The 10,487-nt window shown below is 66.3% G+C and carries 9 protein-coding genes and 1 pseudogene; 8 read left to right on the forward strand and 2 right to left on the reverse strand.

Annotated features, from left to right (window positions below):
- Together RMO81_RS07520 and RMO81_RS07525 are read left to right on the forward strand one after the other, a co-directional pair.
- A pseudogene (locus RMO81_RS07520) lies at positions 1–574 on the forward strand (hypothetical protein); the annotation flags it as partial.
- Positions 571–1,653: an SO2930 family diheme c-type cytochrome gene (locus RMO81_RS07525; protein ID WP_310475201.1), complete on the forward strand. Its 1,083-nt coding sequence runs from the start codon at positions 571–573 to the stop codon at positions 1,651–1,653. The pseudogene RMO81_RS07520 and the gene RMO81_RS07525, both read left to right, overlap by 4 nt.
- Here RMO81_RS07525 and RMO81_RS07530 read toward each other — a convergent pair.
- Complete coding sequence (locus RMO81_RS07530; protein WP_310475202.1) at positions 1,604–2,845, reverse strand: MFS transporter; 1,242 nt, start codon at positions 2,843–2,845, stop codon at positions 1,604–1,606. The two genes, RMO81_RS07525 and RMO81_RS07530, sit on opposite strands and share 50 nt — an antisense overlap.
- A 94-nt stretch (positions 2,846–2,939) precedes the next feature.
- Here RMO81_RS07530 and RMO81_RS07535 point away from each other — a divergent pair, with 94 nt between their 5' ends.
- The 6 genes from RMO81_RS07535 to RMO81_RS07560 all read left to right on the forward strand — a co-directional run bounded on the left by RMO81_RS07535 (position 2,940) and on the right by RMO81_RS07560 (position 10,307).
- On the forward strand, positions 2,940–3,485 hold the full coding sequence (locus RMO81_RS07535) for a J domain-containing protein (protein ID WP_310475203.1): 546 nt from the start codon (positions 2,940–2,942) through the stop codon (positions 3,483–3,485).
- Between the two features lie 72 nt (positions 3,486–3,557).
- Entirely contained in the window at positions 3,558–4,790 is a 1,233-nt protein-coding gene (locus RMO81_RS07540; protein ID WP_310475204.1) for a TlpA disulfide reductase family protein, read from the forward strand.
- Between the two features lie 83 nt (positions 4,791–4,873).
- Positions 4,874–5,536, forward strand: coding sequence for a ribulose-phosphate 3-epimerase (rpe, locus tag RMO81_RS07545; protein WP_310475205.1), 663 nt, complete (start codon positions 4,874–4,876; stop codon positions 5,534–5,536).
- Positions 5,536–7,302 carry a heparinase II/III family protein gene (locus RMO81_RS07550; RefSeq protein ID WP_310475206.1) on the forward strand — a complete coding sequence of 589 codons (1,767 nt, stop codon included), beginning with the start codon at positions 5,536–5,538 and terminating at the stop codon, positions 7,300–7,302. The genes rpe and RMO81_RS07550 overlap by 1 nt, the downstream gene beginning before the upstream one ends.
- 58 nt (positions 7,303–7,360) lie before the next feature.
- Positions 7,361–8,947, forward strand: a complete 1,587-nt coding sequence (purH, locus tag RMO81_RS07555; RefSeq protein WP_310475208.1) for a bifunctional phosphoribosylaminoimidazolecarboxamide formyltransferase/IMP cyclohydrolase — start codon at positions 7,361–7,363, stop codon at positions 8,945–8,947.
- Positions 8,948–9,158: 211 nt separating this feature from the next.
- Positions 9,159–10,307 carry a serine hydrolase domain-containing protein gene (locus RMO81_RS07560; protein WP_310475210.1) on the forward strand — a complete coding sequence of 383 codons (1,149 nt, stop codon included), beginning with the start codon at positions 9,159–9,161 and terminating at the stop codon, positions 10,305–10,307.
- Here RMO81_RS07560 and RMO81_RS07565 read toward each other — a convergent pair.
- Positions 10,304–10,487: histidinol dehydrogenase (locus tag RMO81_RS07565; protein WP_310475211.1), on the reverse strand; the 184-nt coding region annotated here is incomplete at its 5' end. The two genes, RMO81_RS07560 and RMO81_RS07565, sit on opposite strands and share 4 nt — an antisense overlap.

The following is a 10,487-nucleotide window of genomic DNA, read 5'->3' on the forward strand; positions in this document are numbered from 1 at the left end:
CGATCTGCCGCAACAGGGCGGCCGCAACGTGCGGCTGGCAAACAACCAGGTGATCGCCAACAACCACGTGAATTTTGCCGCGCCGGGCAATATCGTGGCCGGTGTGCCATCGGGCACCGGCATCATGGTGATGGCCAACGAACGCGTGAACGTGGAAAACAACCATGTGATGGGCAACAACGGCAGCGCCGTGATGATCGTCGCCTATACACAGGCCTTTACCGACAAGGCCTACAACCCGTTGCCGCGCAGTGTTTCCGTGGCGGGCAACCATTTCATGGACAATGGCAAGGCGCCGACCTTCAAGGGTGGCAAGGAAATCGCTGCGGCGGTGGGCGGCACGCTGCCGCCGGTGATGTGGGATGGCGTCACCCGTTATACCGTGCCCGGTGGCGGCGGTGAGCGAACGGCAGATGGCACCATCAACAGCGATGCGCCGGGCATCAGCCTCAATCTTGGCTTGCAGGGCACGCCGCCCAGCGCCGCCAAACCCGCCGCGATGACATCGGCTGTGGTGGTGAGCAACCGCCCGGCCATCGTGCTGCCGGCCGAACTGGAGACGCGCAGCCGATGAAGCGGGCCTGGGCTGCGCTGCTGTTGCTGGGGGCTGCGCCTGTACCTGCAGTGCGCCCTGATCTTGTGCGTCATGACCTGTTGCAGGCCACTGATGCGCCGCACCTGGCGGATTACGGCCTGTTCGATGCCAGCGGCGCTCCCGCGGCAGGGCTGCAGCCCTATACGCTCAACACGCCGCTGTTTTCCGATGGCGCCGAGAAATATCGGTACGTCTGGCTGCCGCCCGGCACGCAGGCGCAATACCGCGCCAGCGGTGCGCTGGCGTTTCCGATCGGCACCGTTCTGGTCAAGCGTTTTGCTTTCCCGGCCGATCTGCGCCAGCCAACGCAGAACGTCCGCCCCATCGAAACGCGCCTGTTGATTCACCGCCCCGCCGGCTGGGTGGCGTTAAGCTATGTCGAACAGGACGGCGGCGCAGTGCTGAAGCGCGCCGGCATGAAAGTGCCGGTGCAGTTCATCGACAAGGCGGGCCGTGCGCAGGCCATCGATTATGCCGTGCCCAACCAGAACCAGTGCAAGACCTGCCATCAGGATGGCGAAGCGATCACGCCGATCGGGCCCACGGCGGGCAATCTCAATGGCGGGTTGAATGGCCATGGCGCCAACCAGTTGATGCATTGGGCCGCATCAGGCCGGCTGGCCGGGCTGCCCGCCGCTGGCTGGCCAAGGTTGGCACGCTGGGACAATGCAGCCGAACCGCTGAATGCCCGCGCCCGCGCCTATCTGGCGGTGAACTGCGGCCATTGCCACAGCCGCGGCGGCTTTGCGTCGAATTCCGGGCTGTATCTGGTGCCGGAAGAAACCACCCCCGCCCATCTGGGCGTGCTGAAACGCCCGGTGGCGGCCGGCCGCGGTTCGGGCGGACATGAATTTTCCATCCTGCCCGGCCAGCCCGAAAAATCCATCCTGCTGCACCGCATGATCGCATCGGAACCCGGCATCATGATGCCGCAATTCGGCCGGGCGCTGGCGCATGATGAGGGCGTGGCGCTGATCCGCGAGTGGATCGCGCAAATGGGGATCGGGGCTATGCCCGGCCCAACCGGTGCAGCGCCGGCAGCAGCAACAGCACCGTAAGGCCGGACAGCATCAGCACCAGCGGCATGCCAAGGCCGGCGCCCACGGCTGCGCCTGCAGCCAATACGGCCGCCACCTGGAACAGGCTGTTGAAGATGTTGTTGGCGGCAATGGCGCTGGCCCGGTTGCCGGCCGCGCCTGCAGTTTGCAGCACGGCATAGAGCGGCACCGAGAACACGCCGCCCGCCAAAGCCAGCGCCGTGAGATCGGCCAGCACGCGCCAGCCGGCGGCGGCGGCAAAGAAGGCAGCGGCGTCCTTGGGGGCGGCGCCCACGGCCGGAATCGCAAACCACAGATCAAATCCCGCCAGCGCCATCGCCAGCCCGGCGGCAGCGCACAACCGGGTGGAAATGCGGCCCTTCAGCCAACGGCCCACCGCCACCGATCCCACGGCGATGCCCACGGAAAACGCCGCCAGAAACAAGGTGGCGACCGTTTCGGTAGCGCCCATCTCGTTCTTGGCCAGCGGCACGAACTGGCTGGTATAGATCGCACCCAGCGCCCAGAACCACGAGATCGCCAGCGTGGCGATCAGCAGCTGGCGATTGGCAAAGGCATGGCCCAGTGCGGCGCGGCTGCTGGAAATCGGGTTCCAGTTGATGCTGCGCCCGGCTTCGGGCGGCGCCGGCGGGATGAAACGCGATGCGAGCCAGCCCAGCCCGGCGATGGCCAGCGCAACCGGCCCCACCGCCTGTGTGGCCAGCAACCCGCCCGCCACCTGGCCAAGCAGGATGGCGACGAAGGTCGCACCCTCTACCAGGCCGGTGCCGGCCAGCAACTCACCCGGCTTGAGATGCTGGGGCAGGATGGCATATTTCACCGGTCCGAACAGGGTGGAATGGCAGCCCATCAGGAACACCACGCCCAGCGCCAGTGGCAGCGATCCAAGCGCCAGCGCCGCCCAGCCCAGGGCCATGAAGGCAATTTCCGACAGTTTCACCAGCCGGCAGATCGCTGCCTTGTCGCGCGCATCGGCCGCTGAACCGGCGATTCCGGAAAACAGGAAATACGGCAGGATGAACAGGCCAGCCGCCGCCGATGCCAGCAGCGCCGCCTGTTTGGGATCGGCGGCGGCCAGATCATAGGCGACGATGAACACCAGCGCGGTGCGGAACAGATTATCGTTGAACGCACCCAGAAACTGTGTGGCAAACAGGGGGCCAAAGCGCCGCGTGGTCAACAGATCGAGCATCTGTCACATGCAATGCCCGTTTGCCGACACGCCGTCCAGACTCGCAAGCCGGGCCGGGATGGCATAGAAGCAAGGTTTGAGGAGCAGCGGCCCAGTGCCAAAACAACGGCGCAACGATGATTGGGGGTTCCCGCGCTGGCGGGATTATGGTGCAGAACGCGCCGCCGCCAAGGTGCGCCTGTGCGATCGCGATGGCTGCACCAATGTGGGCGATCGCCCCGCGCCCAAGGCCCCCAACAGCCCGGAACGCTGGATGTTCTGCCAGGCACATGCCGCCGAATATAACGCCGGCTGGGATTATTTCCGCGGCCTGACACCAGAAGAAGCCGCCGCCCGCGCGGCATCCGAAGACCGGCAGCGCAATTATCGCCGCGCCAGCCACTGGGAATGGGGCGGCGAAGGCGACGGCAGCCGCAGCCGGGCCGAGATGGACGCGCTGAAGGTGCTGGGCGTGGAGGCAGATGCCAGCCCGGAAGCGATCAAGGCCGCCTGGCGCACCGCGGCCAAGGCCAGCCACCCCGATGTCGCCGGCGCCAGCCCCGAAGCCGTCGAACGTTTCCGTGCCGTGCAGGCGGCCTGGGCCGTGCTGCAGGCCGCCGATGCAGCGCGCGCGCAGGCCGCAGAACGGGACGCACGCTAGAAAGCCGGGCTTTGCCGCGGACAAGAAATGCCCAGCTTGCGGCCCGGCCGCCAAGACTGTTTGAGGGGGATCATGATGGCAAGAATTCGCACCCTGTTCGCCGCTGGCCTGATCGCCAGTTCAGTCCTTGGCCTCACAGCATCGCCAGCGATCGCCGCCGGGCTTTATGGCCAATGGCGGGTCAGCTTTGATGGCCACCCCGGCGGGCCGCTGCCGTTCACGCTGGACGTGCGGCAGGGCAAGGCCGGGCCGCAAGCGTGGCTGGTCAACGCGCCCGAACGGTTGAAGGTGGAACAGGTGCAGGTGACGGGGGACAGCATCACGCTCACCTTCCCCAGCTACAACAGCAAGCTGGAACTGAAGGCCGTTGGTGCCGATGCGCTGACCGGCTCCGCCACCGTGCTGCGCGCCACCGGCACCGTGACGCTGCCGGCCCGCGCCCAGCGCGGCGCGTGGCGATTTAGCCCTGGCGCGGTGAAACCGGCCGGCAATGTGACTGGCCGCTGGAACCTGACCTATGGTGACAACAAGGTGAAGGGCCTGGTGCTGCTGAAACAGGTTGGTTCCCAGGTGTCGGGCACGGTGCAGCTGCCCTCTGGCGACATGCGGTATCTGTCGGGCGAGTTGAACGGCAACCAGCTCAAGCTTTCCACCTTCGATGGCAGCTTCACCAATTTGTGGACCGGCACGCTGGCGGGTGACACGCTGAAGGGCGCGCAATTTGCCGCCACCAGCCGGCCGACTGGCAATGCGTGGGAAGCGAAGAAGGAAAAACAGGCGACGATGAACGCCGTGCTCGTCGAGGCACCCGGCGGTGAGCGGTTGTCGTTCCGCCTGCCCACGCCGGAAGGCCAGATGATCAGCCTGAGTGACCCGCGCTACAAGGGCAAGGTGGTGGTGATCACGCTGGGCGGCGCCTGGTGCCCCAATTGCCACGACGAAGCCATTTTCATGGGGCCTTATGCCGCGCGCCGGCAGAAGGAAGGCCTGGAAATGATCGGGCTGCAGTTTGAATATGGCACGGATGTGCCCCGCGCGATGCGCCAGATCACCAGCTTCAAGACGCGTTACAAGCTGCCGTACCCGATGGTCTATGGCGGCCAGCCCAACGCTGATGACACCAAGAAAGTCCTTGGCGATCTGGCACCGGTGAAGGTGTGGCCGAGCACGATCTTCATCGGCCGTGATGGCCGCGTGAAGGAAGTGCATGTGGGCTGGGCCGGGCCGGCAACGGGCGCGCTGAGCGAGAAGGTGAAGCGCGAATTCGACGAAACGGTAACGAAGTTGCTCAAACAACGCGCCTGAGCCGCGATCAATCCACAGAAGCCTGCGGTGATGCGTCCGCTCAGCCTCTACCACGGCTGCGCCGGCCCTGCTAAGCACAGGCCATGAGCCCGCCCGTCCGCATCGCCCCGTCGATCCTTTCGGCCGATTTTGCCCGGCTGGGCGAGGAAGTGCGCGCCATCAGCGCCGCCGGGGCAGACTGGATCCATGTCGACGTGATGGACGGGCATTTCGTGCCCAACATCACCATCGGACCCGCCGTGGTAAAAGCGCTGCGCCCGCACAGCAGCCTGCCGTTCGACGTGCATCTGATGATCAGCCCGGTCGATCTGTATCTAGAGGCCTTTGCCGAAGCCGGCGCCGATATCCTGACCGTTCACCCTGAATCCGGCCCGCACCTGCACCGCACCGTCCAACGCATCAAGGCACTGGGGAAAAAGGCCGGCGTGTCGCTCAATCCGGCCAGCCCGGTGGAGCTGGTTGCCGAAGTGCTGGGCGACATCGATCTCATCCTGGTGATGAGCGTCAACCCCGGCTTTGGCGGCCAGAGCTTCATCACCAGCCAATTGAAGAAGATCGAGCGCCTGCGCCGCATGATCGACGACAGCGGCCGCCAGATCCATCTGGAAGTGGATGGCGGCGTGGATGCCAGAAATGCCGCCACCGTGGTTGCCGCCGGCGCTGATGTGCTGGTTGCCGGCACGGCCAGCTTCAAGGGCGGTGCCGCGCAATATGCCGCCAACATCGCCGCCTTGAAGGGGAATTGATGGCGAGACCGTCTTCGCCTTCCGACCCGCTGCCGCCAGATTCACACGCTGGTGATGAAGACGCCAGCCTGCGGCGTGGTGAGGGCGATCGCGGCCTGTCGCTTTCGGAAAAACTCGCCGCCGGGCTGACCGCGCGGCTTTATGCAACGCCGCTGCACCGCTTTCGCCTGCGCGGCCGCTTTCCGCTCAAGCTGTTGGCGGCGCCGGCCGATCCAGTGCCGGGCGATCCCCATATCGGCGAACGCATCCTGGCTGGCCGGTTGATCCACGCCGGCCACACCGCAATGACGCGGGACATCACATTCCGTGAGGCAGGGCCGCCGGCACAATGGCTGGAATGGGCGCATGGCTGGGAATGGCTGCGCGATCTGGCCATCCTGCCCGACCGCGAGGCGGCGAAGCGCGCTGCGGAAAATCTGGTTGAGCGCTGGCTCGCCAACATGGGCGAATATGATGCGTTGGGCTGGCGCGCCGATCTTGCCGGCACGCGGCTGATGATGGCACTGGGCCATGCACCGCTGATTCTGTCGTCTTCCAATCAGATCTATCGTTCGGCGGTGCTGTCGGCGATGGCGACCTGGGCCCGCCATCTTGATCGTGCGGCCCGGCGCGGCACCGAAGGCCTGATCCAAGCCAAGGCGCTGTGCGGGCTGTATGCCGCCGGCACGCTCATCCCCGGCGGCGAGGTGCGCGCCAGTGCGGCACTGGCCGGGCTCAATCAGTTGCTGCCCGCACTTGTGCTGCCCGATGGCGGCATTGCCAGCCGTTCAGCCGTGGATGCGCTGGCGCTGGCCGATCTGCTGATCTTCACGGCCAATGCACCCGAAGCCCTGGGCAATCGCGCCCCACCGGTTTTTGCCGATACGCTGGCCCGGCTGGCTCCGGCCTTGCGCGGGCTGATGCTGGGCGATGGCCAGATCGGCGCGTGGCACGGCGGCGCGGTGATCGGGGCCGACGCGCTGGATCGGTTGTCGCGCAAGGTGGCAACTGGCACCGAAATCCGCCGCGGCGGGCGCTGGAGCGGCTATCACCGCCTGTCGGCCGGGCGCAGCGTCGTCGTGATCGATGCCGGTCCGCCACCATCGGCCCGCCTGTCCAGCAGCGGCCACGCTGGCACATTGGCCTTTGAAATGAGCGACGGGCCCGATCGGTTGATCACCAATTGCGGCGGCGTGCGCGGCCTGGAAGCGCCGTTGGCGCCGGCACTGGCATCGGGCCTTTCCACCACGGCTGCCCATTCCACGCTGGTGATCGCCGACACCAACAGCACCCGCATCCGCGATGATGGCACGCTGGCTGCGGGCGTGGAAGAAGTGACGTTGGCCCTGCGCAGCAACGTGGAAGGCCAGCTGATCGAGACGAGCCACAATGGCTATGCCAGGCGGTTCGGCATGCTGGTGCGCCGCCGCCTGTTCCTCACCACCGATGGCACCGAACTTGCCGGCGAGGATCTGATCGAAGCCGCCCCCGCCGGCCTGCTGCGCCGCAGCGCCGAACGCGCCTTTGATGTGCGCTTCCACCTCGGCCCCGGCGTTTCCGCCACGCCCACCGCTGATGGCATGGGCGCGCTGCTGAAAACCCCGGCGGGTCGCATTTGGGCCTTCAAGGTGCGGCTGGAAAGCGGTGCGGGAAGGCTGGCCATCGAACCATCGGTGTGGGTGGATGCGGCCGGCAATATCCAGCGCACCCAGCAGCTGGTGGTGTCGGGCGGCACCCAGAAAATGGCCGCCGATGTGCATTGGAGCCTGAAGCGGGCTGGCAAATAAGGGCGTGAGGCGCTACGCGGGCGCGGAATCGTCGCCCGCATTCGGAAAGCCGCCTTTTATGACCGATCTCGTCCCCATCCGCCGCGCCCTGCTCTCCGTTTCCGACAAGGCCGGGCTGGAGCCACTGGCCGCTGCGCTGGTGGCGCGCGGGATTGAGCTGGTCTCCACCGGCGGTACCGCCACGGCGCTGCGCGCGCTGGGCCACGCGGTGAGGGATGTTGCCGAATTGACCGGCAGCCCCGAAATGATGGATGGCCGCGTGAAGACGCTGCACCCGCGCGTGCACGGCGGCCTGCTGGCGCTGCGCGACAACGCCGACCATGTGCAGGCCATGACCGACAATGGCATCGGCGCCATCGATCTGGCGGTGATCAACCTTTATCCGTTCGCTGCCACCGTCGCCAAGGGCAGCCCGCGCGACGAGATCATCGAGAATATCGACATCGGCGGCCCGGCCATGGTGCGATCGTCGGCCAAGAACCATGATTTCGTCGCCATCCTGACCAGCCCCGACCAGTATGACGACTTCATCGCCGCACTGGATGCGAACGATGGCGCCACCCCACTGGCGCTGCGCCGCCGCCTCGCCGCTGCCGCCTTTGCCCACACTGCCGCCTATGATGCCGCTGTCGCCAGCTGGTTCGCCTTTGCCGACCAGCAAGAGATGTTCCCCGCCGTGCTGCCGGTGGCGCTGACGCGGAAGGAAACGCTGCGGTACGGTGAGAACCCGCACCAGCAGGCCGCGCTTTACCTGCCGCAGGGCAAATTCTATGGCATTGCCGCGGCGCGACAAGTGCAGGGCAAGGAACTGAGCTACAACAATTTGAACGATGCCGATGGCGCGCTTGATCTGATTGCCGAATGGCGAGGCAGCGCCCCGGCCTGCGCCATCATCAAGCACGCCAATCCGTGCGGTGTGGCGACGGGCGCCACCCTTGCCGATGCCTATGAAAAGGCCTTCCAGTGCGACCCGGTGTCGGCCTTTGGCGGCATCATCGCGGTCAACCAGACGCTCGACGGCCCTACCGCCGAAGCCATCTCCGGCATCTTTACCGAAGTGGTGATCGCGCCGGGCGCTGACGAGGATGCGCTGAAGATCTTCTCGGCCAAGAAGAATCTGCGCCTGCTGATCGCCGATCTGCCCGATCCGCGCCGGCCGGGCCTGATGCTGAAGCCGATTTCCGGCGGCATGCTGGTGCAGAGCCGTGACAATGGCGCGGTGCTGCGCGCCGGCTGCACGGTGGTGACGAGCCGCGCACCCACCGACGCCGAATGGGCCGATCTGATGTTTGCCTGGACCGTGGCGCGGCACGTGAAATCCAACGCCATCGTCTATGCCAATGGCGGCGCCACGGCGGGCATCGGCGCTGGCCAGATGAGCCGGCTTGATTCCACCCGCATCGCGGCGCGCAAGGCCCTGGATGCCGCCGAAACCGCTGGCTGGGCACAGGCCCGCACCATCGGTTCGTGCGTCGCGTCTGACGCCTTTTTCCCCTTCGCCGACGGCCTGATCGCGGCGGCCGAGGCCGGCGCCACTGCCATCATCCAGCCCGGCGGCTCCATCCGCGACAAGGATGTGATCGCAGCCGCAGATGAGCGCGGGCTGGCGATGGTGTTCACCGGGATGCGGCATTTCCGGCACTGAGGGCCCGACAACCAAGCCCCGACCCGGGCCTGTCCTACACCGGCAAACCCTGTCATCATGGCTCTGTCCCGGATTGCGGGCGGGCGCCGTCATCGGGCGGAATGGCACATCGAAAACACGCGAAATGCGTCAAAAGTGTCAAATCTGTCAAAAGCGGAAGGAGCCGGGGGTGAGCATCTTCCCTAAGCTTTGCGGTAAAGGAGAGCCTCACATGCTCGAACGGATCAAGACGGCACTCGAAACCACGCTGGCCGCCGCCAACGTCCCCGGCGCGGTCGCTGTGGTGGGCAACAGCAGCGGCACATTAGCGGAAGTAGCCGTGGGCACCAAGGGCCCCGGCGGGCCCCCGCTGGCCCAGGATGATCTGTTCCAGATCGCATCGATGACGAAAGCCATTGCCAGTGTTGCCGCCATGCAGCTGGTCGAACAGGGCCGGCTGGGCCTTGATGACGATATCGGTAAACTGCTGCCGCAACTGGCCAACCCGGAAGTGCTGGAAGGCTTTGACGACGAAGGCAAGCCGGTCACCCGCCCCGCTGCCGGACCGATCACGCTCCTGCATCTGCTCACCCACACATCGGGTTTCGGCTATGAATTCATGTCGGCCGAGCTGACGCAGTATCGCCAGCACAATCCGGCGGCACCCGGCAGCCTTGCCAGCCTGAACGCGCCGCTGCTCGCCGATCCCGGCACGCAATGGATCTATGGCATTTCCACCGATTGGGTGGGGCTGGCGGTGGAAGCCGCGTCAGGCATGCGCCTCGGCGAATGGCTGGCCCGCCACGTGACCGGCCCGCTTGGCATGAACGACACGACATTCGCTTTCGACGATGCGGTGAAGTCACGGCTAACCCCGCTGCACGTGCGCACCCCCGATGGCAACATGATGCCGTTCCCGGTGCATTTCGGCGGGGGTGACAAGGCCGAATTTCAGGGCGCCGGCGGCGGGCTGGTTTCCACCGCGCGCGATTATCTGCATTTCTGCCGCATGATCCTGAACCGCGGCCAATTGAACGGCGCCCGCATCCTGCGGCCTGAAACCGTGACCGACATGGCCAGCAACCAGATTTCGATGCCGGCCGGGCGGATGGTCACCAACCTGCCCGGCTTCTCATCCGATTTTGACCTGTTCCCGATGATGGACTGCGGCTGGGGCCTGGGCTTCCTGATCAACCCCGAGCCCGGCCCCGACGGCCGCGCCGCCGGCAGCCTCGCCTGGGCCGGCATCGCCAACAGCTATTACTGGATCGATCCCGAATCCGATATCGCGGCCGTGCTGTGCATGCAGCATCTGCCGTTCGGCGAACCGGCAACGGTTGAGGTGTTGCGCGCGTTTGAGCGGGCGGTGTACGGGCGTTAGATCAAGCGCAGCCGGATTGACGCGGCGTGAGCGGCCAGCCCTTCGACGTCGGCAATCGCTGCGCCGGCCGGACCAATGGCGGCCAGGCCGCGTGGGCCGCAATCGAGAAACGTCGTCCGCTTCATGAAATCCACCACCGACAGGCCCGACGCAAAGCGCGCGCGCCGGCCGGTGGGCAGC

Origin of the sequence: Sandarakinorhabdus sp. (assembly GCF_031422795.1) — a bacterium.
GTDB lineage: Bacteria > Pseudomonadota > Alphaproteobacteria > Sphingomonadales > Sphingomonadaceae > Sandarakinorhabdus.